General features: G+C 58.5%; 17 protein-coding genes and 1 pseudogene. 10 read left to right on the top strand and 8 right to left on the bottom strand.

All coding sequences use genetic code 11. The features are described from left to right. Positions 1-672 precede the first annotated feature (672 nt). Genes ACZZ0A_RS00335 through ACZZ0A_RS00320 form a run of 4 tightly spaced genes read left to right on the top strand, consistent with a single transcriptional unit; the run spans position 673 to position 7,445 of the window. The gene (locus ACZZ0A_RS00335; RefSeq protein WP_463542377.1) at positions 673-2,250 is read left to right on the top strand and encodes a class I SAM-dependent DNA methyltransferase; all 1,578 of its coding nucleotides are present in this window, start codon (positions 673-675) and stop codon (positions 2,248-2,250) included. After that, entirely contained in the window at positions 2,240-3,496 is a 1,257-nt protein-coding gene (locus ACZZ0A_RS00330; protein WP_463542376.1) for a restriction endonuclease subunit S, read from the top strand. The genes ACZZ0A_RS00335 and ACZZ0A_RS00330 overlap by 11 nt, the downstream gene beginning before the upstream one ends. Positions 3,497-3,552: 56 nt before the next feature. Continuing rightward, the gene (locus ACZZ0A_RS00325; RefSeq protein ID WP_259639071.1) at positions 3,553-4,239 is read left to right on the top strand and encodes an abortive infection family protein; all 687 of its coding nucleotides are present in this window, start codon (positions 3,553-3,555) and stop codon (positions 4,237-4,239) included. Beyond that, positions 4,239-7,445, top strand: coding sequence for a type I restriction endonuclease subunit R (locus ACZZ0A_RS00320; RefSeq protein ID WP_463542375.1), 3,207 nt, complete (start codon positions 4,239-4,241; stop codon positions 7,443-7,445). The genes ACZZ0A_RS00325 and ACZZ0A_RS00320 overlap by 1 nt, the downstream gene beginning before the upstream one ends. 338 nt (positions 7,446-7,783) lie before the next feature. On the opposite strand, the gene ACZZ0A_RS00315 is transcribed toward ACZZ0A_RS00320, so the two are convergent. Beyond that, on the bottom strand, positions 7,784-8,824 hold the full coding sequence (locus tag ACZZ0A_RS00315) for a DMT family transporter (protein ID WP_414893448.1): 1,041 nt from the start codon (positions 8,822-8,824) through the stop codon (positions 7,784-7,786). A gap of 216 nt (positions 8,825-9,040) precedes the next feature. On the opposite strand from ACZZ0A_RS00315, the gene ACZZ0A_RS00310 reads away from it, so the two are divergent. From ACZZ0A_RS00310 to ACZZ0A_RS00295, 4 genes are all read left to right on the top strand, one after another. Continuing rightward, positions 9,041-9,964, top strand: a complete 924-nt coding sequence (locus tag ACZZ0A_RS00310; RefSeq protein ID WP_463542374.1) for a hypothetical protein — start codon at positions 9,041-9,043, stop codon at positions 9,962-9,964. A gap of 239 nt (positions 9,965-10,203) precedes the next feature. Next, positions 10,204-10,578, top strand: a complete 375-nt coding sequence (locus ACZZ0A_RS00305) for a DUF6124 family protein (protein WP_463542373.1) — start codon at positions 10,204-10,206, stop codon at positions 10,576-10,578. Positions 10,579-10,826: 248 nt separating this feature from the next. Then, entirely contained in the window at positions 10,827-11,414 is a 588-nt protein-coding gene (rimJ, locus tag ACZZ0A_RS00300; protein WP_447783517.1) for a ribosomal protein S5-alanine N-acetyltransferase, read from the top strand. 68 nt (positions 11,415-11,482) lie between these two features. After that, positions 11,483-12,922 carry an ArnT family glycosyltransferase gene (locus tag ACZZ0A_RS00295; RefSeq protein WP_463542372.1) on the top strand — a complete coding sequence of 480 codons (1,440 nt, stop codon included), beginning with the start codon at positions 11,483-11,485 and terminating at the stop codon, positions 12,920-12,922. A 62-nt stretch (positions 12,923-12,984) separates the two neighbouring features. Here the strand turns inward: ACZZ0A_RS00295 and ACZZ0A_RS00290 are convergent, their stop codons facing one another. Both ACZZ0A_RS00290 and pmrG read right to left on the bottom strand, forming a co-directional pair. Beyond that, positions 12,985-13,806 (bottom strand): phosphatase PAP2 family protein, encoded by an 822-nt coding sequence (locus ACZZ0A_RS00290; protein ID WP_463542371.1) that lies wholly within the window; start codon positions 13,804-13,806, stop codon positions 12,985-12,987. Continuing rightward, the gene (gene pmrG / locus ACZZ0A_RS00285; protein WP_463542370.1) at positions 13,803-14,474 is read right to left on the bottom strand and encodes a lipopolysaccharide core heptose(II)-phosphate phosphatase PmrG; all 672 of its coding nucleotides are present in this window, start codon (positions 14,472-14,474) and stop codon (positions 13,803-13,805) included. The genes ACZZ0A_RS00290 and pmrG overlap by 4 nt, the downstream gene beginning before the upstream one ends. 253 nt (positions 14,475-14,727) lie before the next feature. On the opposite strand from pmrG, the pseudogene ACZZ0A_RS00280 reads away from it, so the two are divergent. Both ACZZ0A_RS00280 and ACZZ0A_RS00275 read left to right on the top strand, forming a co-directional pair. Beyond that, positions 14,728-15,789 (top strand): annotated as a pseudogene (locus ACZZ0A_RS00280) (methyl-accepting chemotaxis protein); the annotation flags it as partial. Then, complete coding sequence (locus ACZZ0A_RS00275; protein ID WP_371748303.1) at positions 15,784-16,647, top strand: methyl-accepting chemotaxis protein; 864 nt, start codon at positions 15,784-15,786, stop codon at positions 16,645-16,647. The pseudogene ACZZ0A_RS00280 and the gene ACZZ0A_RS00275, both read left to right, overlap by 6 nt. Positions 16,648-16,794: 147 nt before the next feature. Here ACZZ0A_RS00275 and ACZZ0A_RS00270 read toward each other — a convergent pair whose 3' ends face one another. The 5 genes from ACZZ0A_RS00270 to ACZZ0A_RS00250 all read right to left on the bottom strand — a co-directional run bounded on the left by ACZZ0A_RS00270 (position 16,795) and on the right by ACZZ0A_RS00250 (position 22,663). After that, a complete protein-coding gene (locus tag ACZZ0A_RS00270) occupies positions 16,795-17,268 on the bottom strand; it encodes a helix-turn-helix domain-containing protein (protein ID WP_463542369.1) in 474 nt (157 codons plus the stop codon). 53 nt (positions 17,269-17,321) lie between these two features. Continuing rightward, positions 17,322-17,675 carry a type II toxin-antitoxin system HigB family toxin gene (locus tag ACZZ0A_RS00265; protein ID WP_228759094.1) on the bottom strand — a complete coding sequence of 118 codons (354 nt, stop codon included), beginning with the start codon at positions 17,673-17,675 and terminating at the stop codon, positions 17,322-17,324. Positions 17,676-17,831: 156 nt separating this feature from the next. Beyond that, complete coding sequence (locus ACZZ0A_RS00260) at positions 17,832-19,205, bottom strand: DUF1329 domain-containing protein (protein WP_123375801.1); 1,374 nt, start codon at positions 19,203-19,205, stop codon at positions 17,832-17,834. A 163-nt stretch (positions 19,206-19,368) separates the two neighbouring features. Next, positions 19,369-21,327, bottom strand: a complete 1,959-nt coding sequence (locus ACZZ0A_RS00255; RefSeq protein ID WP_463542368.1) for a DUF1302 domain-containing protein — start codon at positions 21,325-21,327, stop codon at positions 19,369-19,371. 46 nt (positions 21,328-21,373) lie between these two features. After that, the gene (locus ACZZ0A_RS00250; protein ID WP_463542367.1) at positions 21,374-22,663 is read right to left on the bottom strand and encodes a phospholipase; all 1,290 of its coding nucleotides are present in this window, start codon (positions 22,661-22,663) and stop codon (positions 21,374-21,376) included. Between the last annotated feature and the right edge of the window lie 183 nt (positions 22,664-22,846).

The following is a 22,846-nucleotide window of genomic DNA, read 5'->3' as shown; positions in this document are numbered from 1 at the left end:
TCTATACGAAACACACGTTGCGCTGGCTGGCTCAGCACACATGGATGCAGCGCCAGCAGATCAATCTCACAGGCCTTGCTCGCAGGACATCAGAAGGCTCTCAGATCGTCGCAGAAAGCCTCATGGCCTCCGAAATATCGGATGCAAGCGCTAATCGCCGCCCGGCTCTATTCCGACTACTTGCAGCGATCCCGCTTAGGGCCGTCAGCACCGACTACTTCCCGAGGACGACGATCGTTACTTAGGCGCATGATTCTTCTCCATTTCTGGCATCATGATTGTATATGGCCACAGCTATGGCCGGTGCACCAGATCATTCGAATCCAGTGACCGCTATGGCACTGGTCCCATAGCCTTGCTATTAACGTGCCCTGACTCAGAAGTAGGGCAAGCCTTGCTCGACTCATGGCAGTAGGCATTGCTGCTAGCTTATTGCGCTTGTAAACCACCCCCCAAACAGCTCAAGGGCATGGAGGATAAGGCGATACGAGCATAAATTTCGCCGTAATCACGCTACACGCTGATGCGTTGATAATGAGGGCAGCTCACTCGACCATCGCACCAAAAACTGCCATTCCCGCCATGCCTCAGCGACCCACTAGCGCTGTACGGCGTTGAGAACATAAAGCTCGCTGGGGGCAGTCAAGACATTACGCAACGGATAAGATCTCGATGGCACAGAACGACACTGCTAAAAACAGCAACGGTGGCAACCTCGGTTTCGAGGCTAATCTTTTCAAGGCCGCTGACAAGCTGCGCGGCAATATGGAACCAAGCGACTACAAACACGTCGCTCTCGGACTTATCTTCCTGAAGTACATCTCCGACGCCTTCGAGGCCAAGCACAAGGCGCTGCTGGCCGAAGACGCACAGGCCGCCGAGGACAAGGACGAGTACCTCGCGGACAATGTGTTCTGGGTACCGAAGGAGGCACGTTGGTCGCACCTGCAGGCCAACGCCAAGCTGCCCACCATCGGTACTTTGATCGACGACGCCATGCGCGCCATTGAGAAGGACAACGAGTCACTCAAAGGTGTGCTGCCCAAGGACTACGCCCGACCCGCCCTCAACAAGGTGATGGTAGGTGAGCTGATCGACCTGATTTCCGGCATTGCGCTGGGCGCGGAAAGCGACCGCTCCAAGGACATTCTCGGGCGCGTATACGAATACTTCCTTGGCCAGTTCGCAGGCGCCGAAGGCAAGCGCGGCGGCGAGTTCTACACCCCTCGCTCAGTTGTGCGTGTGCTGGTTGAAATGCTCGAACCGCTGCCTGATCCCGCGCGGGGCGTGGCAGGCCGCGTCTACGACCCCTGCTGCGGCTCGGGCGGCATGTTTGTCCAGTCGGAGAAGTTCGTTCAAGAGCACGGCGGTCGCATAGGCGACATCGCGATCTACGGGCAAGAGTCGAACTACACCACCTGGCGACTGGCCAAAATGAACCTAGCGGTGCGGGGTATCGACTCCGACATCCGCTGGAACAACGAGGGAAGCTTCCATAAGGACGAACTCCGCGACCTCAAGGCCGACTACATCCTCGCCAATCCCCCGTTCAACATCTCGGACTGGGGCGGTGATCGCCTGCGTGAAGACGTGCGTTGGAAGTTCGGCACCCCGCCCGTGGGCAATGCCAACTATGCGTGGCTTCAGCACATCTACCACCACCTCGCACCCAACGGCACGGCGGGCGTGGTTCTGGCCAACGGCTCGATGAGCTCTAACCAGTCGAGCGAAGGCGACATCCGCAAAGCGATGCTCGAGGCCGACGCAGTGGATTGCATGGTCGCGCTGCCCGGGCAGCTCTTTTACTCCACGCAGATTCCCGCCTGCCTGTGGTTCCTGGCCCGCAACAAGAACCCCGGCAAGGGTCTGCGCGACCGGCGCGGGCAAATACTGTTCATCGACGCCCGCAAGCTGGGCGTGCTGGTGGATCGCACCCGGCGTGAACTCACCGACGAAGATGTCCAGAAAATAGCCGACACATACCACGCTTGGCGCGGTGAGGACGGTGCTGTGGAGTACGCCGACTTGGCGGGTTTCTGCAAGTCTGCATCGATGGAGGACATCCGCAAGCACGACAATGTGCTGACACCGGGGCGCTACGTGGGCACGGCCGAACAGGAAGATGACGGCGAGCCCTTTGAAGAAAAAATGCTGCGGCTGACTGCGCAATGGTGTGAGCAGCGGACGGCAGCGACCAAGCTGGATGCAGCGATTGAGGCCAACCTGAAGGAGCTTGGGTATGGCAAATGAGTGGAAAGACTGTTCGCTCGGCGATGTAGTCGAGTTGAAGCGTGGTTACGACCTGCCGCAAAAAGAACGCTTGCCCGGTGACGTTCCGCTGGTCTCGTCTTCCGGCGTTACGGACTCCCACGCAATAGCAATGGTCAAGGGCCCGGGGGTAGTTACCGGACGATACGGAACATTAGGGCAAGTGTTTTATGTTGAGCAGGATTTTTGGCCGCTCAACACCACGCTTTACGTACGCGACTTCAAGGGGAACGACCCCCGTTTCATCAGTTACTTCCTGCGCGACATCGATTTCTTCGTCTATTCAGACAAGGCTGCTGTTCCCGGTTTAAATCGCAATCACCTGCACCAGGCTAGGGTTCGGATTCCGACCGATCCCGCAGAACAACGCGCCATCGCCCACATCCTCGGTACGCTGGACGACAAGATCGAACTCAATCGGCGCGCGAACGAAACGCTGGAGTCGATGGCGCGCACCTTGTTCAAGGCGTGGTTCGTGGACTTCGAACCGGTGCGCGCCAAGATGGTAGGCCGCTGGCAGCGCGGACAATCCCTTCCTGGTCTACCTGCGCACCTCTACGACCTCTTCCCCGACCGACTCGTCGAATCGGAGTTGGGGGTGATTCCGGACGGGTGGCGTCACTCTACGATTGGCGAAGAAGTGAAGGTCTGCGGCGGGTCCACGCCCAGCACCAAGGAACCGAAGTTTTGGGAAGGTGGACAGCACTGCTGGGCAACGCCGAAAGACTTGTCCGCCCTGAAGTTTCCCGTTTTGCTAGGCACGGCTCGAAAGATCACGGACGCCGGCCTTGCAAAGATCAGTTCTGGCCTCTTGCCAGTCGGCACGGTGTTGCTCTCTTCACGGGCACCAATCGGATATTTGGCGATTGCCGAGGTTCCAACGGCAATCAATCAAGGCTTCATCGCGATGAAATGTGAAGGCGTTCTGCCGAATGTCTACGTGCTGCCGTGGTGCAGGGAAAACATGGATGCCATCGTCGGCAACGCTAATGGCTCGACTTTCCAGGAAATCAGCAAAAGCAACTTCCGGCCACTTAGCGTAGTAGTTCCTTCCGACGCAGTGCTGACAAGTTTCACAAGGTTTGCTGAATCTCTTTATCGACAGTTGGCAGAAAACGAACATGAGTCCCGCTCCCTCGCCAAGCTGCGCGACACGCTGCTGCCCAAGCTGATCTCTGGCGAACTGCGCATTCCGGACACCGAGCTCATCGTCGGAGCAACGGTATGACCTTGGATTGGTGCCCTAGTATTCGCAAGGCATGCGGCCATTGGCGCGACGCTCCGATGTTGCAGCAAACCTTCGAGGCGATGGAGCGCAATTTGGAGCAGAACAACGACACGTGCATCGACTGCGCTAAAACCATTGTCGAGGTAGTCTGCCGCGTGGTAGTGGACAGTTTCCACACACTTCAAACCCCGCTCAAGCCTGTGCAGGAAACTCCTTCGCTTTCGGACTGGCTGACCGCTGCAATCCGTGCGCTCAAACTAGGCGATGTGCGTGATGACCGGTTCAAGAAGCTGGTGTCCAGCCATCACAAGTTGGCCGACGCACTGAACGATCTTCGTAACAAGGCAGGTCCCGCCAGTCACGGCAGAGATCCATATTTGGAACGGTTAGCAGAGCACCACCGCCGCAGCGCAGTTCTGGCTGCCGATGCAATCGTGGCATTTCTGTATCAGGCCTACCTGGATGCGCAGCTCGATCCGATCAGCTCCCGCGAGCCGTGGGAGCGATTTGCGGAAGAGAACGCCCTGATTGACGCGCGCGTCGGGCTGGCGGTGGATGCAGAGAGCGGCGATTTATGCTCATTGCTTTTTATGCTGCCGGGGCGCAATGAGGTGCCGATCACGATCAATATCGAGGTTAGCCGCTTGCTGTACCAGCTTGACCGAGACGCCTATGTCGAGGCGCTGAACGCAGCGCGCGGGGCTCCGGCGGTGGAGCCTGTCGAAGAACAAGGAGAATCCTGATGGCGTTTCTGTCTGAAGCTGCCGTGGAGCAAGCGCTGCTGGATCAGCTGCGCGCGCTCGATTACCGCATCGAACTTGAGGAGGACATCGGCCCCGATGCTGACGTTTCCAAAAGCAAGCGACCGGAGCGCGAGAGCCACGATGAGGTCGTGCTCAAGAAGCGGTTAGAGGACGCGGTAGCGCGCCTAAACCCTGGACTCCCATTGGAGGCGCGCCAGGATGCGATTCGGAAGGTGACGCAAGCCGAGCTACCCTCATTGCTCGAAGAGAACCGACGTCTACACCAGCTGATGACGGAGGGTGTAGACGTCGAATACTACGCCCATGACGGCACGCTGACAGCTGGCAAAATCGCGCTCATCGATTTCGAGCGTCCGGAACTAAACGACTGGCTGGCGGTGAGCCAATTCGTTGTGATCAACGGCCAGAACAAGCGGCGGCCCGATGTGGTGGTGTTCGTTAACGGCTTGCCGCTGGGTGTGATCGAGCTAAAAGCGCCGGGCAGCGCGGGGGCGCATCTGCTGGGCGCTTTCAACCAACTGCAGACCTACAAGCAACAGATTCCGGCGCTGTTCCACACCAACGTTTTGCTGGTCACCTCGGACGGCATTGCGGCGCGGGTAGGTTCGTTGTCAGCAGACCTAGAGCGCTTCATGCCATGGCGCACTACGGACGGCACAAACGTTGCCCCGAAAGGCGCGCCTGAACTCTCAACGCTGATTGAAGGTGTGTTCGAGCATCGCCGCCTGCTGGCCCTGCTGCGCGATTTCACTGTATTTGGCGAAACAGGTTCGGGGCTGACCAAGATCATCGCGGGTTACCACCAGTTTCACGCGGTGCGTCATGCAGTGGCATCGACTATTCGTGCTTCGGCCTCCGTGCAGGGCGTGGCGGAAGACCCTTCCTACTACGGTTTTCCGAGCGTGAAAACGCAGGGAAAAGGTGACAAACGCGCCGGGGTAATCTGGCACACTCAAGGTTCCGGCAAGAGTTTCCTGATGGCGTTCTATGCTGGGCAACTGGTGAAACATCCGGCTATGGCCAACCCGACGCTGGTGGTGCTGACCGATCGCAACGATCTCGACGACCAGCTATTTGCGACCTTTTCGATGTGCCGTGACCTGATTCGCCAGACTCCGATTCAGGCCGAGAGTCGAGAAGATCTGCAGAAGGTCTTGAGCCGGGCATCGGGAGGCGTGATTTTCACGACCTTGCAGAAGTTCGGCGAGATCGCCGAGCCACTCACTACGCGCCGCAATGTAATCGTTATCGCGGATGAGGCACACCGCAGTCAATACGGCTTCAATGCCAAGGTGGACGCGAAGACCGGTGAAATTTCCTACGGTTTTGCCAAATACATGCGCGACGCACTGCCGAACGCGTCCTTCATTGGCTTTACCGGCACGCCCATCGAGGCTGACGACGTCAACACGCCGGCGGTGTTCGGCCACTACATCGATGTCTACGACATCAGCCGTGCGGTCGAGGACGGCGCGACCGTACCGATCTACTACGAATCGCGGCTGGCGCGCATCGAACTGGACGAGGAAGAAAAGCCAAAGATCGACACTGAGGTTAACGAATTAACCGAGGAAGATTCAGAGGCCGATCAGGAGCGCTTTAAGAAGAAGTGGTCAACGGTCGAAGCCCTAGTCGGCAGCGACAAGCGTCTGGCTCTGGTGGCCAAAGATATGGTCGCCCACTTTGAGGATCGCGTGGCAGCCCTCGACGGCAAAGCGATGGTGGTGTGTATGAGCCGCCGCATTTGCGTCAAGCTCTATGATGAGATCGTCAAGCTGCGGCCGGACTGGCACAGCACCGATGACAACGCGGGCGCAGTCAAGATCGTAATGACGGGCGCAGCGAGCGACCCGCAAGAATGGCAGCAGCACATAGGCCAAAAAGCCCGACGCGATCTGCTGGCCAAGCGTGCCCGTGACCCCAAAGACCCGCTCAAGCTTGTGATCGTGCGCGATATGTGGCTGACCGGCTTTGATGCACCTTGCATGCATACGATGTACGTGGACAAGCCGATGCAGGGGCACGGACTGATGCAGGCGATTGCACGAGTGAATCGCGTGTTCCGCGATAAGCCTGCGGGGCTGATTGTGGACTACATCGGCATTGCGCAAAACCTGAAGTCTGCTCTGCAGCAGTACTCCAAGAACGACCAGGAAAACACTGGCGTCGACGAAGCACAGGCCATTGCAGTGATGATGGAGAAGTATGAAGTCGTGCGGGACATGTACCACGGCTACGACTACGTCTCCGCAATGAACGGCACGCCGCAGCAGCGTCTGGCGATGATGGCAGGAGCCATCGAGTGGATTCTCGACCTGCAACAGAAGCTGGCTGAAAAAGAGGAGACTAAAGAGGGCAAGAAGAACGCTCACCGCCGCTATCAGGACGCTGTGCTGGCTTTGTCCAAGGCATTCGCCCTGGCATCCGCCTCCGACCAAGCCCGCGACATTCGCGAAGACGTCGGCTTCTTCCAGGCCATCCGTGCCGCGCTGGTCAAGAGCAGCACGGGCTCCGGAGTGACTCAGCAAGAACGCGAATTGGCCATCCAGCAAATCGTAAGCCGCGCGGTGGTTTCGACCGAGATCGTGGACATCCTGGCTGCTGCGGGCATCAAGAGCCCGGACATCTCCATCCTCTCGGACGAGTTCCTCGCGGAAGTGCAGCATATGGAGAGGAAGAACCTTGCACTGGAAGCCTTGCGCAAGCTGATCAACGACGGTATTCGCTCGCGCAGCAAGACGAACGTGGTGCAGACCAAGGCGTTTTCGGAGCGGTTAGAGGACGCGGTGGCGCGATACCACGCCAACGCCATCACCACCGCCGAAGTGCTGCAGGAGCTAATCCAACTGGCCAAGGACATCCGCGCGGCACGCCAGCGTGGCGAAGAGTGCGGTCTGTCAGATGAAGAGATCGCTTTCTACGACGCGCTGGCCGAGAATGAAAGCGCGGTGCAGATGATGGGTGACGACAAGCTCAAGCTGATCGCCCACGAATTGCTGATGAGCTTGCGCGAGAACGTCTCGGTTGACTGGGCGCATCGGGATTCAGCCCGCGCCAGAATGCGAGTGCTGGTAAAGCGCATTCTGCGCAAGTACGGCTACCCGCCAGACCTCCAAGACATGGCAGTGCAAACGGTGCTGCAGCAGGCTGAGGCTTTGTCTTCGGGATGGAGCGTTTCGAGGTAACGGATGCACTAATGGCTTAGAAGAAGCCATTGAAAAGCAAAACCCGGCAGACCTTTCGGTAGGCCGGGTTTCTTCGGGAGCTGGACGGATAGGGAATCTAACTTTGAGCTCAAAAAAAGCACCGTCCATCGGAATCCAGACCACACAGCGTTCCAACTGGTATTCCAAGCAGGTTGAACAATAAATTATTACCTAGATAAAACAGATAGATACCGACTTGTTTCAGATTACCCCGGCCCACCAACTCTCAACGACAAAGCCCGCCAAGTGCGGGCTTTGTCGCATCTGGCCGTCCCATCCAGCCCCTACCGCCAAAAACCAATCCCTCCCCACACACCTCAATGCTCATGCCGATGATGCACATCCGGAAAATGCGCATGCCGGTGACGCATCGGCGTATGCACATGCGGATGACTGTGCGGCTCCGTTCCATCCCAGTCAGCCCCGTGCGTATGCTGGTGATGCTCGTCGTGGGTATGGCGATGCTCATGTTCGAGCCGTTCGTGCTGATGCTCATGACTATGGTTTTCCATCAGGTGAATCCACACCCCCACAGCCATTAACGCTGCTGCGAGCAGGAACATCAGCGACACCGACTCGCCCAGCAGCAGAATCGAGATAGCTGCGCCCAGAAACGGCGCGGTGGAAAAGTACGCGCCGGTGCGCGCACTGCCCAGCCCGCGCAGGGCGAGGACGAACATCACCAGGCTGACGCCGTAACCGAGAAACCCGACCAGCAGGATGGGCACCAGCGAGTCGGCTGCGGGCAGTTGTTTGCCGATGAACAAGGCGAGGCCGCAATTGACCAACCCCGCCACAAGACCTTTGCTGCCCGCGATAAACAGTGCATCCGAGGCAGACACTTTACGCGTCAGGTTGTTGTCGATGGCCCAGCAAAAGCAGGCGAAGGCGACGGCGAGCGGCCCTGTCCAGTCCTGCGCCGACACGGCCTCCTGCGGCCATGACAACACGACACCGCCGGCCACGATGGCGAGCATGCCGATCACGATTCGCCGATCGGCGTTCTCCTTGAACACTACCCACGCCAATAGCGCCGTGAGCACTGATTCCAGATTGAGCATCAGTGACGCGCTCGCGCCGGACGTTCTGGTCAAACCGAACATCAATGCCACTGGCGCCAGTACACCGCCGAAGCCGATGGCGCCGACCAGCCACGGCCATTCGCCGGTGCCGAGTCCGGAGCGCTGCCAGCCTCGATCGCGGGCAAAACGCAGGACGGTCAAACCCAGCCCGCTGCCCAGATAGAGCAACCCGGCCAATAGAATCGGTGAAATCTGTACCCCCAACAGCTTGGCGAGTGGCGTGCTGGCGCCAAACAATGCTGCCGCAACCAAAGCGTAGAGAACGCTCACATTCATGACGGAATCACTCACTCGGGCTGATGGAATGCCGGTGATGATCATGGCAGAACTCAGGTGAGAATTATGTGAACGGTTTCCTGATGGATCGAACATCCAACGCTGGCCGCCCCTTCAAGCACACGCTCAAATCCAGCAACATTTAATCCTCGCACTTCATGACGCTGGCTCGACGCAGCCTCTATGCTGCAAACATCGAGATGAATGGAGTTGAAGATGAAGATCTGGATCGCCGCCACGCTGGCGGCACTGATTTCCCTGCCTGTCCACGCAGCAGATGCTGGCGCTGTGCGCGTCGAACCGATCGCTTTCACAACCAGCGCGGACAGTGTCCAGCGCAAACAGTCGATCAAGGGTGACCAAACGGCGGAGTACCGATTCAACGCCAGGACCGGCCAGATGCTCACCGTCGATTTCAAACCATCCAACACCTCCGCTTACTTCAACATTACTGCCAAGGGCGCGGATTACGCACTGTTCAACGGCTCGATCATGGGCAATCACTTTTCCGGCACCTTACCTTCCGATGGCGAGTACACCGTTCAGGTATACCTCATGCGCAATGCGGCACGGCGCAATGAAGTCGCCAACTATGCGTTGTCTCTGAGGCTCGCCACTGCCGATGCGGTGGACGGGACGAAACCGTTCGAGCAGACATTGGAATTGCAGGGCATCCGCTTTCATGTCAGCCGTGAACAGGGCGATGGCCAAGCCGTTTTGCGCATTGAACCCAAAGGCCTGGAAATCGACAACAGCGCGATCACCCGGCCGCTCAAGGGCGATATCGTTCGCGCCGAGATTGGCGACCTGAACAACGACGGCTCGCCCGAAATCTACGTTTTCACCCGCATTCCCGGACGCGGTATGCCGGGCGATCTGATTGCCTATTCAGCCAACAACAAGAAATCCCTGAGCGAAATCTACCTGCGCCCGGTCAGCGACAATCCGAAAATCGCCGAGGGCTATCAGGGCGAGGATTCGTTTGCGGTGGTGGAAAACGCCTTGGTGCAGCGCTTCCCGGTGTATGACAGCACTGATGCAGGCGCAGGCCGCACGGGGAAGATGCGCCAGGTTCAATACACGTTGGTGACGGGCGAGGCCGGGTGGGTTCTGCGCGAAGATAAGGTGGCGGAGTATTGAGTTCCCGTCCGGACCACACGTCTTGAAAGGACTATCCGTGATCACCGCGACTGCCGTTTGGTTTTATCGCTACGCCCGCCTTCGCACATCGAACGTCCTAGGAAAATTCCTGCAACACGCGTCGACTTTGATGAACTGGTGCACAGTTCCTCAGGGCGTTACGCTCCACGACCACTGCCATCCAGCGGACGGTTTGGCAGCCGCAATTGCAGTGAATGTTCACTCCACGGAGCTACGTCATGAAGAAAATTCCCCGTCTTTCGCTGGTTGGCCCGGCACCGTCCGACGCGCCAACGTCCAGCACCCAACCGCAATCGAGTAACAGCGCACACAGCGAAGCGCACAAACGGCGCCGTAGCATCCCGCTCAATCAACTCATCAGGGTGCGCGACGATGTCGACACCCTGACCCTGCTCACCCACGCCAGCGAGATCCTCGATTCCCTCGCGGCCATCAGCGCAACCTTTGCCGATGAGTTCGACGGCTCAAAACGCCATGTGGCGGTGGCCATGAAGCAATTGAGCGCACTGGCCGAGATCCTGATTTGTCGGGCACGGGACAATCTTGATCCGCAGAAACCGCTGAACACTACCGGGCCTGAAACCCGCCATTGACGGGCGAAACCCCGGCGCTCGGTTGCGCATCGGACTGCATTGGGGCCGCCCATCGAGATGAATTTTTCTTCACTGCAGCTGCGCGGCCAACCCTTGTACAGTCCGCTCGCTCATTCAAGAAACTACGGTTCGCCCGCGCTCCTGCGGGCTTTTTTTTGCCTGAAACAAAGTCCTGTCTTCGCCACGACTTGCCGTAACCCCGGTGATTGCGCGACTCTGCCTGCAGACCCCACAAGCCGGAGCGCCCGATGCCGCTGTTGACCCTGCCCTGCCAACGCCTGACGCTCGCGATACTTTCACCGGAGCAGGCCGAGTTGGAAAGCGAGTTCTACCGACGCAACCAGCGCCACCTCGCGCCATGGTCTCCGATCCGCACCACTGAGTATTTTTCCACCGAGCAGATTCGCCGGCGACTCGACGTGCAGGCCAGCGCATTCGAGGCCGGGCTGGCCATGCATTTTGCGCTGTTGACGCCGGATGGCCAGCAGATGATCGGCGCGTGCAACTTCAGCGGCATCATTCGTGGTGCCTTTCAGGCGTGTTATCTGGGTTATCACATCGATGAGGCCCAACAGGGTCAGGGCTTGATGCAGGAAGCGCTAGAGGCTGGCATCGCTTACATGTTCGATACCCAGAACCTTCATCGGATCATGGCCAACTACATTCCCGGCAACGAGCGCAGTGAGCGCTTGCTTGAACGCCTGGGCTTCGAACGTGAGGGTTACGCCAAGGCGTATCTGAACATTGCCGGACGCTGGCAGGATCATGTGCTGACGGCGCTGGTCAATCCGCTGTTCGAAACGCCGGAGAAGCGTTGGTCACGACAACTGGCCTAGCTTCACAATTTGTTCAGGATTGCCGACGTATGCTCAGGCCTCCCGCCCCTTCCGGTTGCCTGAACCCCATGTCACGTGCCGTCACTTCGCTGTTTCTGCTTGCCGTCCTGCTGTTTTTCTTCGCATTGGGCGGCCATCAATTGCAAGGCTCCACCGAGGCCCGCGTGGCTGGCATCGCCATGGAGATGCATCTGGACGACGACTGGGTGACACCTCGCTTGTTCGGCGAACCGTTTCTGGAAAAACCACCGCTGAGCCTGTGGCTGGATGCGGGCGCCATGCGTGTGTTCGGCGTTTCACCGTGGGCCGTGCGGCTGGCGTCGGCAGTTGCCGGGTTGCTCAGCGTGATGCTGCTGTACGGCATGTTGCGGCGTTTCGAGCGGCCGAAAATGATTGCCTGGACCGCAGGCATTCTGCTCGCGACCATGGCCAGTTACTGGAGCAACGTGCGCGGGGTCGGTGAGGATGCATTACTCGCACTCGGCGTGACCACCGCGCTGCTGGCCTTTTATCAGGCGCAGCGGGCATCGACTCTGGGCAACTCGCTGCTGTTTGTCGTCGGGATCGCCATCGCCACGTTGAGCAAGGGTGTGCTGGGGCTGGCCATGCCGGGCGTGGTGATTTTCGCCTATCTGCTGGCCGACAACCTGATGGACAAGCGCCTGAAAATCGCCGACTGGTTACGCCCGGGTTTACTGACACTGGTCGGTTTGATTCCGCTGCTGATCTGGCTCGTCATCCTCTTCCAGCACGGCGGTGCGCAGGCCGTCAAAGAGGTGCTGCTGACCAACAGCGTCGGGCGCTTCAGCGGTTCGTTCGTCGAGGCTGGGCACTATGAACCGTTCTATTACTACTTGGCCAAACTGCCGGAAGCCTTCCTGCCGTGGAATATTCTGGTGTACCTGGGGCTCTGGCATTTCCGCAAACACCTGAAGGCCAATCGTTACCTGCTGTTTTTCAGCCTGTGGATCGTGGCGCAGTTCATCATGCTGACGTTGGCGTCGAGCAAACGCACGGTGTACCTGATGTCGATGACACCGGCCGCCGCGGTGATCGCAGCGGAGTATGCAGGCGTGCTGTTCGAGCGCTTGAAGCAGTATGAATCCGGTAATGGATTCGTAGGCCGAATCGCCCGGCAGCGTCAGACACTGGCAGTCGGTGTGCTCACGCTGGTGATCGGCAGTTACCTCGCGGCCGCGCAGTGGGCACTGCCTCATGCCGATAAAAAGCTTTCGTTCCTGCCGTTGAGCGCTGAAATTCAGACGCTGCAAACCGCTGGGCATCAAGTCGCGCTGTTTCAGGCCAATGAGCGGGTCGGTGGCGCTACGGTCTTCTATACCCAGCAAGTGCTCAAAGGCCTGGATACCGAAGTGCAGTTGCGAGATTTCCTCGCGGCCTCGCCATCCCATGTCGTGGTGATGGCTGGCGACAGCGAACCCGCCGCCCCACTGAAAGTGCTCAAGACCATGATGGTCGGACGACAGGCGTATTACTTCGTCGGCTATTGAGACCTGCGCAGGCTCATAAAAAACCCGCCGTGATGGCGGGTTTTCATTTCATCTGAACGGGTTCAGAGAGAACCCTCAGGCTGCGCACTGAAAGCTTTCTGTTTGCGCTTGCCCAGCACCGGCACATCCAGCCGCGCCCGCCCGTAGAAGGCCAACGCCGTCAGTAAACACGCCAGCCACACGAAGATTCCGGCCCAGAACGTGTGGGACATGTAGTGCCAGCCTTGCAGGACGCGAGTAGTGCCATAAACGAACCCCAGCAACAGCGAGCCCCACAAGATGGCACTGGAAAAACGCCATTGATAACGTCGCGCCACGAAATACAGCGCCAGCATGGTGAAGCCGCCCGACGCATGACCACCCGGCCAGCACCGGCCACTCCCGGCTTCATGGAACAGTTGAAAATTGCTGTACCACTCAACGTGAGCCATTTTGCCGCCGTACAACGTGGTCTCGATCGGGCAGTAAACGCTGGTGTGGGATTTGAGGAAATGAATCACCCCGGTGCAGACCGCAAATGCGACCACCACAAACAGAAAATCCCTACGGTGATCAGCGGCAAATCGCAACACTGGCGCGACTTTGCTGCGCTCCAGCATTGCACCGAGTCGCGGACGTTTCTGCGGATTGACCAATGGCCAGACCAGCGATAACAGCGCGCCGATCAGGGCGATTTCTGCCGTCCAGTTGGGAATGATCCGCGCCCATTTATGCGTGAGCTTTTCGAAGAAGTGGATTTTGTCGAGTGGGAAGGTCTGCGTCAGCGGATCGAACAGCAGGTTGCTGAAGGCGATGTCGATCTTGGTCATGTCGAACATCAGGAACACCAGCGCCGCACAGGCCAGCGGAATACCAAAGTTGTAAGCGTAGAAGCGGGATTTCATCGGGTATTCACCGTGCGCCAGTCGGAGGCTTCAATGAAGCCGAGCATCTTGGGAGCCGCTGGGCTGGCAGCGGAAACAAACAATGACGAGCCGTAACCCACGTCCGAGGTCGGCACTTTGAGGTCTTTCTCGATTTGCGCCATGCATTCGCTGTGGGTCACCAGGACCAGATTGCGACCGGGCAGCTTGTGGGCCAGCGCATCCTGCAACATGCGCCCACGGCAGTTGATCAACCAATCGTCACCGCTGGCGGCATGGTTGAACATGTAACCGGCGGTCTGCACCGTGCGCATCGACGGGCTGTTATAAATGTCGGCGTTGTTCAGGCCCAGTTGTTCGAACTGTGCACCGACCGCCACCGCGACACTGCGCGAGCGATCGGTGATGCCGTCATTGCCACTCAGGCACGCGGCTTTGGAGTGATCGCAACGTTCAACGTGCCGCACCAGAACGATCATGTCGCCCTTGGCCCAGCCCGTCGCCAACACTTGCGCACCCGCCACGTTGCCGTGGGCCAGGTCCGGCACCGCCGCCGGCGCCAGCAACCAAAGAGTCAGCGGGATCACCAATACCGATGCCGCCAACACCACCCAAGTGTTGCGAAAACGCGCCAAAAAGCTCAGATCGATCGAGCGTTTGACGCCGAACAGACTCAGTCTCAATTCCACAAAAACCGCCTCGCCACTCTGCATCACGGGTTCATTCGATGCGGCGAAGGTACAGAGGCGGGCGTGGGCAGCCAGTGAAACCCATGTGAAAAAAGTCTTGGGATCCGATGTTACAAATTCCGTAGGACAAAATCCTTTCAGCTCTGGGAAATGCGGCCGATACAAACCTGCTAACACCCTTGCTGGCTCAAAAAAACAACAATCTTCCAGCCTAACTGACGACAAGAAACCCAACGTTTCTGGAGGATTTTTGATGAATAGCTGGTTCGGCAACATCAGCGTGAACATGAAATTGGGCCTGGGCTTCGGCCTGGTGCTGGCCCTGACCTGCGTGCTGGCCCTGACAGGCTGGACCAGCCTCGGTGGCCTGATCGACCGCAGCAACTGGATGAGCGATATCACCCAGCTCAATGCCGGTCTGACCAAACTACGCGTGGTGCGCCTGCAGTACATGCTGACCAATGGCGATGAAACCGCCGCGCAGAATGTGCAGACCACCCTCGAAAGCTTCGCCGCGCAGCAACAGAAGCTGATCAACAGCTTCAAGAGCCCGGAAAACGTCAAACTGCTCAAGGAGCAGGCAGCGACCATCGCTGAATACCAGACGTCGCTGAACAAAATGCGTAACGCCTATCGCACCGGCAACAGCGCCCGCGACAGCATGAGCGTGAGTGCCGAGACCGCGTACAACCAGATCGAATCGATCAGCAAACGCGTGCAGCAGATGGACATGAGCGAGCAGCGTTTCGAACAGTTCCAGGCGATCACCGCCGCCAAGGAAGCGTTCATCCTCGCGCGCTACGAAGTGCGCGGTTACACCGCCACCACCAACGCCGAAACCGAACAGAAAGCCGTCGGCCAGATCGACGCGGCCATCGCCAGCCTCAAGTCATTGAATGCGCAATTTGCTGCGACTCAGCAGGATGCCTTGCGCCAATTGGAATCTGCGTTGACCAGCTATCGCAGCGCGTTGATGGCGTACAAGAACGCCAACACCGATGCCGTGCAGGCGCGTAAGGAAATGACCGACCAGGGCACCACCATCGTCGCCCTGAGCGAGCAGCTGTATCAGATCCAGCTCGATCGCCGTGACGCGGAAAGCGCCCAGGCGCGTACCTTCCAGTTGATCAGCACCCTGCTCGCCCTGCTGGTTGGCGTGATTGCTGCGGTAATCATCACCCGTCAGATCACCCGTCCGTTGCAGGAAACCCTGGCCGTGGTCGAGCGCATCGCCAGCGGCGACCTGACCCAGAACGTCACCGTCACCCGCCGCGACGAACTCGGCGTGCTGCAACAAGGCATCGCCCGCATGGGTGTGACCCTGCGTGACTTGATCAGCGGCATCCGCGACGGCGTCACCCAGATTGCCAGCGCCGCTGAAGAACTGTCGGCCGTCACCGAGCAGACCAGCGCCGGTGTGAACAGCCAGAAAGTCGAGACCGATCAGGTCGCCACCGCCATGCACGAGATGACCGCCACCGTGCAGGAAGTCGCGCGCAACGCCGAAGAAGCCTCGCAAGCTGCTGCCGCCGCTGACGGCGAAGCCCGTGAAGGTGACAAAGTGGTCAACGAAGCCATCGCGCAGATCGAACGTCTGGCCAGCGAAGTGGTGCGTTCCACCGAAGCCATGAGCGTGCTGCAACAGGAAAGCGACAAGATCGGCAGCGTCATGGACGTGATCAAGGCCGTTGCCGAACAAACCAACCTGCTGGCCCTCAACGCTGCAATCGAAGCCGCGCGTGCCGGTGAAGCCGGACGTGGGTTCGCCGTGGTTGCCGATGAAGTTCGTGGTCTGGCCCAGCGTACGCAGAAATCCACCGAAGAAATCGAAGGCCTGGTCGCCGGTCTGCAGAACGGCACCCAGCAGGTTTCAGCGGTAATGAGCAACAGCCGCGCCCTGACCGACAGCAGCGTGGCGCTGACCCGCAAGGCTGGCGCCTCACTGGAAAACATCACCCGCACGGTGTCGAACATCCAGTCGATGAACCAGCAGATCGCCGCAGCGGCTGAACAGCAGAGCGCCGTGGCCGAAGAGATCAGCCGCAGCATCATCAACGTACGCGACGTGTCGGAACAGACCGCAGCGGCGAGTGATGAGACGGCAGCGTCGAGCGTTGAACTGGCGCGTTTGGGTGGTCAGTTGCAGCAGATGGTCAGCCACTTCCGCGTTTGATCTTGATTCAGCGCTGACGCTACAACCGCATCGCGAGCAGGCTCACTCCTACAGGTAACGCGTCGATCACAGATTATGTGGGCGACGCCAATTTCCCTGTAGGAGTGAGCCTGCTCGCGATTGCGTTAGACCTGTCACGGCATCCCGTCAAACCACACCGTGCATAAAAAACTCAACCGGTACTTTAAAGAACTCGGCGAATCCCTTTATCTGGGCAACGGTCATTTTTCGCTTGTTATTCAATATCTCTGAAACAGCACTCTGGGTCGCAATCTCAGACAAGTCCTTCTGTTTAACGCCTCTTTCCGACAGCAGAAACGCCAGCGCTTCAGATTGGGACGAATAAGCAATCAACACCGTTTCATTTTCGTACTCATAAACCCGATCAGCCACAAACTCCGCAAACCGTGCCGCAGCATGATCCTCGGTGTTCGAGTGGGAATAAAGCTCATCAATCAGGGCCATTCGCACTTGCAGATCGTCATCATTTTTTATCGGATCATGGCAGGCAGACAACAACTTGGACAAAGTCGCTAGCTGATCGCCCAGCCCCTCAAGCATGGGTGAAATATCGGCTATGAAGGAATCCAGTCCTGTCGCTTCGACTTTATTACGCTTCATTGAGATCACCTTTATTTTCGTTAAACATAAATAGCGTATTTCATTCTGGCCAACTACTTGACATCACCCTTCCACCATTTGTCATATCCGGCATGGGGAAGAATGTCCTTGATATAGATAGTGCCAGTCTTCGTGTTGATCCACGTAATGACACGGCACTCGTTTTTCTTGATATCAAAAACGTAAATATCAAGCGGACCTTTCTTGCTCGTCAGCCTCAGCTTCGAGTGAGGGATACGATCAACGTTCCAACCTGAGGCGCTGGCCCAGTCTTGACGAAGCTTCTCAAACGACTCGAAGCGCAGCGATGCTCTGTCGAAGATGGTTAGCCACAAGGTGAGAGGATCTCTCCACTGGCCATGAGTCTCAATGGCCCGCGCAACCGCCGCTTTTGTGATCACTCTCATACAATTTTCGGTTCTGGTATCCCTACATGCGGCCAAATTATCTCAAATACAGATATCTGTAAAGTAGATATTTCTAGCTTCACAAAACAAACCCGAAGCCAAATGTATCAGTGGCTTCGGGCTTTTTCTGTCAGTGATGGACTTAGACTTCGGCCATCACCGCGTACCCCGCTGCCGCAACGCCGACGGCATAAAATACGCATCCTCCGGCACCGGTTGCGCGAAATCGACAGTCTCCGCTTCTTCGTTATCAAGGTTCTGCACGTAGTAACGCCGCGCCTGCAAATCGTGGAAAACATCCAGCGCACTCCACGTCGTCGGCAGGTCATAAAAGTTTTTCAGGTAAGCCATCGACACCCGCCACAACTCCCCTCGCCCGTCGTATTGATCAACCAGTGCCGCGCCCCAGCTGTCTTCATCGAGAAACAGCACACGCTTGGAATAGATGTGCCGCGACCCGGGTTTCAGGTTGCCTTCCACCACCCAGACCCGGTGCAACTCGTAGCGGGTGTATTGCGGATTGAGGTGGCCGGGGGTCAGCAATTGCGCGTATTTCACCTCGGGGCTGGCGACTTTGTAGTTGTTGTAGGGGATGTAGATTTCCTGTTTGCCCTTGAGCTTCCACTCGTAGCGATCCGGTGAGCCGTTGAACAGGTCGGTGTCGTCGGCGGTGCGCAGGCCATCGGAGGATGCGATCGGCGTGTCGTAAGCGAGGTTCGGTGCGCGGCGCACGCGGCGTTGGCCGGCGTCGTAGATCCAGGCCTGGCGTGCGTCCTTGAGTTGATCGAGGGTTTCGTGCACCAGTGCAGCACCGCCGGCCAGTCGCGCCGGGCTTTTCACGAAGGCGAGGTAGTAGAACAGGATGTTTTTCAGGTCGGCGAACTGGCCGTTCGGGCGGTAGTAGTTGAACAGCGCTTCCTGCTGCGAGGTCACCAGCGCGAAGCTGCCGTTGCGCTGCACCGGTGCTTCGGAGGCGCGGCGCACGACGTAGATGCCGCGATAGCGAGTGATGTGGTTCCACAACACTTCAACGCCATCCTTGGGCACCGGAAAAGGTACGCCGCCGTAGGCATCGGAGAAGCCACTGCCGCCTTCGAGCAATTTTGCTGAGGTGGCGTTTTTCAGGGTGTTGTCGTACAGCCATTGCGGCGCTGAGCCGGAGCGGCGGGACGGGTAGACCGGCATCTGAAAGGTGTCGGGATAGCTGTTGAACAGGGCGATCTGACCGGGGCTGAGGTGGGCCTTGTACTGGTCGAGGTTGGCTTTGGTGATAGTGAACAGCGGTTTGTCGGCCGCGTATGGATCGGGGTGATGCTGGCCCGGTTTGTAGCCGGCTGGCACCTGGGTGATACCACCGGTCCACGCAGGGATGGTGCCGGCTGAGTTACCCGCGCGCTCGGCGCCCATGGGGGTCAGCGTGGTTTTCAGTTGTTCGGCTTGTTGTGGGGTAATGGCGGCCAGAGCGGAGCTGGCAGCCAGGCCCAACACAAACCCTAGCGAAGCCTTGGTCAATCTTGAAGTGTGAACCATGATCAATCTCCGAAACGGGAGTGAGGTCTGCAAATCACCGTAGATCCCCTGTAGGAGTGAGCCTGCTCGCGATAGCGGTGTGTCAGACAACACCTACAGCGACTGACAATCCGCTATCGCGAGCAGGCTCACTCCTACAAGGGGTACACCTGTGTTCTGGATATCAAAGGAAATACTTGAGGTTGAACCCGACGTTGTCGCGGTCGCGAATGCCGTTGTTTTGCCCGCCGCCATAGAACTCGGTGTATTGCAGTTCGGCTTCGAGCTTGTTCTGGTAGTTGGCCTTGATCCCCAGCGTGTAGGCCTTGCGCCCTTCGATGGTGTTGCCGGCCTGATAGCTGTTGCCCTCGAAATCGTCCTTGTAGACGATGTACGGCGAGACGTTGACCCCGGCATACACGTCGTTCCAGGTGCCGTTGAGCATCGCCGTATAGCTGTAGGAGTTGCGATTGACCTGATCGTCGCGATCACCGCCGGAGACATAGGAATAGTTACCGGTGCCGGCGTAGAAGCGACGGCTGCCGTCATACGCGGTGTATTGCAGACTGCTGCCGCGCAGGTGCTCCGAGGCCAGTTCGAAGATACCGAACAGCGAGTCGAACGAAGCGGTCGGGCCAAAGTTGTAAATGGTGCCGAGCGAGGTGTTGAACGCTTCGACGCGTTCGGCGTTGTTGATCTCGCTGTTGAGATTGACCATCTGCCCGCCGACGTTGATCGACCGCCCCGTCACCGCCACTGCCGCACCGTTGGCCAAATCACCAATCAAATCATTAGTGGCCGCGACACCGATCGGCAGGTTCGGCCGATAAGCAATTTCACCAAACACCGAAGCCTCACCCAACGTGGTGTTGAAGCTGAAGCCGTACATGCGGATGTCTTCGGCGTAGCGCCGATGCGCCTGAATATTGCCCATCACATCGGCCGTCGCCAGACCGTTGGCCAGCGCCCCGGCCTGACTGCCGGCGACACCGGACAACAGGTTGGTCAGCGCATCCATGTCGATGCCTTTGTACCCGCCCAGATCGGCAGCGATGGTCGGTTCCTTGGCGTGGTAATTGACCATGTACAACCCGAACTCGGTGCTGTTGAGCTGCTCGGCGATGTAGCGAAAGGCAAAGCCGAACTGGCCATCGTTGCGCGCGTTGTAGTCCTTGCCGATGCTCGCCACTTTCAACGTATTGCCATAGGCCGGCGTCACGCCGTTGGCGTACAGGCCAGTGGTTTGCAGGGCGGAGCTCAGTAACGGGTTATTGCCCAACGCGCTGTACAAACCGATGACGTTGCCAAACCCCGGAACCGGCGTGTCGAGCGCTGTGCCGCTGAAGTTGTTGTAACCGGTGTTGCCACCGTCAGCGAACAAGTCGGTTTGCGAGTAGAAGGTGCCGACCGGATCGATGCGGGTTTCCTTCCAGTTGGTCTGGTAGAAACTCTCCAGGGTCAGCGAGTCGGTCAGGCCGATGTTGAAGCTCAGCGCCTCGACCGGCACCAGCACTTCCTTCACTTCCGCGCCAGGCAAGCGGTACTTGGCGGCGTCCACCGGGTTGGTGGTGTTGATCCCGCCGCGATAGAAAATCCCCTCGCCCCAGTTGAACACTTGGCGACCAACACGCGCCGTCACCGGCATCTGCGCAACGTCCCAACTGCCGTGCACATAGGCGTCGAGCATCTCGATGCGGCTGCCGGCGATGTCGCGGGTCTGACTGGTGAAATGATCGTCCTGCGGGTAGCTCTGGCTCGGTTGCGACGGGCTGTTGTTGTCGTAGTAGTCGTTGCGCTTGTCCATCAGTTGCGTGTCGTAGAACGCGGTGCCGCGCACAAACAAACCGTAATTCTGATAGTTGGCTTCAAGCTCGGAGGTGATCTTGTACACCTCGGAAACCAGCCCGGTGTCGAAGTTGCGATTGCCGTCGTTGGTGTTGACGTCATCGTTAGTCTTGTCGCGGCCCTGCACCCGCCATAAACGGCCGTAGGACAAGGTCGTGTCGAGGGAGCCGGTGACCTGCTTGTCCATCAGGCTGAACTCCACCGCGTGCGCCGCATCGACTGCGCACAACTGCAGCAGCCCGGCCAGGCCGACACCGGGGAGCGCGGCGCCCGTCAGGCGCAATCGAGAGTTGATCATGTGTTCCTCCTTCCCTGTTTTTATTGTTTTGGTGTTCGTTACCGCGCTACGGCGCCAATCCCGCGCTGACGTAAATCCGGCTGTGCGCGCCGAAATGCCCTAGCAACTTCAACAGCTGCTGATTGAGTGCCGGGTGATCGAAATCTTCGCTATGAAGTTGATTGCCGCTGCTGAAATCACTGCTGACGGGCGCGGTTTCCAGCCACTGGCCGATGGCCTCGTCGAACGCTGCGGAATCGTTGACCGACTCGGCACTGACCACTTCGCGCAGGTAGTCGACCGAGTACGGCGGGTAGGTTTTGTCCTGAGCCACATCGGCGTAAGCCGCCAGCATCGGGTGCGGCTGACCGGCGCGCAGTACGCGACGCAGCCAGGTCGACTGATACTTCTCCACTTCCATGTGCCGGGTGGCGACGCGTTCGATCGAGGCTTGTTTGTCCTCAGCGAAACCGGCGATTGCCTTGCCTTCCAGCAACAGAAGACTGGCCAGGTCGACACCGGGCAACGGCTTGGCGTGATACGGCTGGGTCAGGTCCTGAATGTGGTGCAGGCCCCAGCCGAGAAAGCGATAACCCCAATACGGATGACCGCTGGCAAACGCCAATCGCGCCAGGCCCATGTATTGATAGGCGCGCCAGTCCGGCCAACTGCGTTCAAGGAAACCAGCAGCGGCATACACCACCGCGCTTTCATGGAAGAAGCCCATGTGGAACGGCGCCTGCGAGCTGTACTGGAAACGCGCGTCGCCGAACGGCTGCGGGCCGAAGCCATAGACCGCGCCGACTGCGCCGGGGTTGTCGCTGAACAGGTTGATGTCGTGGCCGTAATCCGGTTCGTCGGCGGCGCTGGCGAGCACCACGAGAGGCGCGACTTTTTCGTGCTCGGTAACGACGATGAAACGCTGGCGATTCCACGGTGACAGGGTTTGCTCGACCATGACTTGATTGGCCTGCAAGTGCTCACGCTCGGGCAGGTCTTTGCCGGGCAATGGCTGGATGACCATTGCCAGATGTATTTCGGGATTGATGCGCAGCGCCGTGAGGAAGTCGTGGCGCAGATTGTCACTCGGCACTGCGGGCAATTTCAGATTGTCGGGGCGTGGCGGGTACTGAGTGAAGTGCGCGCGGGCGAAGCTTTCCTGTTGCTCCAGCAGCGCCAGCACGGCCGGGTATTGCTCGGTGAGAAACCGCTCCAGCGGCTCGACTTCAACCTGCGGTGCATCACGCAACGCCGGCAGATCCTGCAACGCCAGATAGCTGCCGACCGTATGGTTCGACCAGCCCCAGGCGCTCGGGGCTGTTGCACAAAGCAGCAACAGGAGGAAGGTCAGCTTCATTGCTTGTCGTTCTTATTGGCGGTGCCGAGGGGGATGAGCCTAACAACCGACCCCGGCGCTGACACTGTCCGATCTCACCAGAAAAGTTCTCCGATGGCGCCACATCGAATCGCAATACGCTCCCTGTAGGAGCTGCCGAAGGCTGCGATCTTTTGACGTTGATCTTAAAAAACAAGATCAAAA

The organism is Pseudomonas sp. AC242, assembly GCF_979258655.1.
This window is presented reverse-complemented; position numbering and strand designations above follow the sequence as displayed.

Excerpts from the sequence above, each read along its gene's own strand:
- ACZZ0A_RS00260 (WP_123375801.1), bottom strand. The coding sequence starts at position 19,205 with ATGGTTCACACTTCAAGATTGACCAAGGCTTCGCTAGGGTTTGTGTTG.
- ACZZ0A_RS00295 (WP_463542372.1), top strand. The coding sequence starts at position 11,483 with ATGTCACGTGCCGTCACTTCGCTGTTTCTGCTTGCCGTCCTGCTGTTT.
- ACZZ0A_RS00310 (WP_463542374.1), top strand. The coding sequence starts at position 9,041 with ATGAAGATCTGGATCGCCGCCACGCTGGCGGCACTGATTTCCCTGCCT.
- rimJ (WP_447783517.1), top strand. The coding sequence starts at position 10,827 with ATGCCGCTGTTGACCCTGCCCTGCCAACGCCTGACGCTCGCGATACTT.
- ACZZ0A_RS00320 (WP_463542375.1), top strand. The coding sequence starts at position 4,239 with ATGGCGTTTCTGTCTGAAGCTGCCGTGGAGCAAGCGCTGCTGGATCAG.
- ACZZ0A_RS00255 (WP_463542368.1), bottom strand. The coding sequence starts at position 21,327 with ATGATCAACTCTCGATTGCGCCTGACGGGCGCCGCGCTCCCCGGTGTC.
- ACZZ0A_RS00275 (WP_371748303.1), top strand. The coding sequence starts at position 15,784 with ATGGGTGTGACCCTGCGTGACTTGATCAGCGGCATCCGCGACGGCGTC.
- ACZZ0A_RS00305 (WP_463542373.1), top strand. The coding sequence starts at position 10,204 with ATGAAGAAAATTCCCCGTCTTTCGCTGGTTGGCCCGGCACCGTCCGAC.
- ACZZ0A_RS00290 (WP_463542371.1), bottom strand. The coding sequence starts at position 13,806 with ATGAAATCCCGCTTCTACGCTTACAACTTTGGTATTCCGCTGGCCTGT.
- ACZZ0A_RS00335 (WP_463542377.1), top strand. The coding sequence starts at position 673 with ATGGCACAGAACGACACTGCTAAAAACAGCAACGGTGGCAACCTCGGT.
- ACZZ0A_RS00315 (WP_414893448.1), bottom strand. The coding sequence starts at position 8,824 with ATGAATGTGAGCGTTCTCTACGCTTTGGTTGCGGCAGCATTGTTTGGC.
- ACZZ0A_RS00325 (WP_259639071.1), top strand. The coding sequence starts at position 3,553 with ATGTTGCAGCAAACCTTCGAGGCGATGGAGCGCAATTTGGAGCAGAAC.
- ACZZ0A_RS00250 (WP_463542367.1), bottom strand. The coding sequence starts at position 22,663 with ATGAAGCTGACCTTCCTCCTGTTGCTGCTTTGTGCAACAGCCCCGAGC.
- ACZZ0A_RS00330 (WP_463542376.1), top strand. The coding sequence starts at position 2,240 with ATGGCAAATGAGTGGAAAGACTGTTCGCTCGGCGATGTAGTCGAGTTG.
- ACZZ0A_RS00270 (WP_463542369.1), bottom strand. The coding sequence starts at position 17,268 with ATGAAGCGTAATAAAGTCGAAGCGACAGGACTGGATTCCTTCATAGCC.
- ACZZ0A_RS00265 (WP_228759094.1), bottom strand. The coding sequence starts at position 17,675 with ATGAGAGTGATCACAAAAGCGGCGGTTGCGCGGGCCATTGAGACTCAT.